Raw genomic sequence first — 644 nt, 5'->3', positions numbered from 1 at the left:
GCGCGCCGCCGCCCCCCCCCCCCCCCCCCCCCGCCCCCCCCCCCCTAGTCCCCCCCCTGGTCGGTGGCCCCTTTGGGGCCAGGTCTCAGGGCCCCAGGACGGTGCCGGTGGCGACGTCGCGGTGCTTGACGTGGCCGAGCTCGTGCGCGGCGACGAGCTCCACCTCGCGCGGGTCGGCGGTGGCCAGCAGGGTGTCGTACACCACGATCCGCCGGGTCGGGCCGAAACCGGACACGTACGCGTTCAGCGCGGTGGTGCGGCGGGACGCGTCGGCGACCAGCACGTCCCGCACCGCAATGCCGTCCCGGCGGGCCAACTCCAGCAGCGCGGTGCGCAGTTCGCCGTCCGGCATCGAGCTGAACCGGTTGAACAGCGGCTCGAACACCAGCGGGTGCAGGAAGGACATCGCGACCGTCAGCAGCGCCGCCGCGAGCGCGCCCGGCACCCACCAGTGGCTCGGGGAGCGGCCGATCAGCGCGTACAGGCCGAGCGCCAGCGGCAGGAACAGCCCGAGCGTCACCGCCGTCCCGCGCACCGCGTCCACCGCCCAGCCCGCCCAGCCCTGCGTCACCAGCCCGAACCCGACCCGGGCCGTCCGCACCTTCGCCGAGAACGGCAGCGTCACCGCCCGCCCGAGCAGCACC

At 76.2% G+C, this 644-nt stretch carries 1 protein-coding gene; it reads right to left on the bottom strand.

Features of this window, described 5'->3' with window-relative positions:
* Positions 1-85 precede the first annotated feature (85 nt).
* The coding region (locus tag KCH_RS26565; RefSeq protein ID WP_244305440.1) for a M48 family metalloprotease at positions 86-644 on the bottom strand (559 nt) is incomplete at its 5' end.

Source organism: Kitasatospora cheerisanensis KCTC 2395 (genome assembly GCF_000696185.1).
Classification (GTDB): domain Bacteria; phylum Actinomycetota; class Actinomycetes; order Streptomycetales; family Streptomycetaceae; genus Kitasatospora; species Kitasatospora cheerisanensis.
This window is presented reverse-complemented; position numbering and strand designations above follow the sequence as displayed.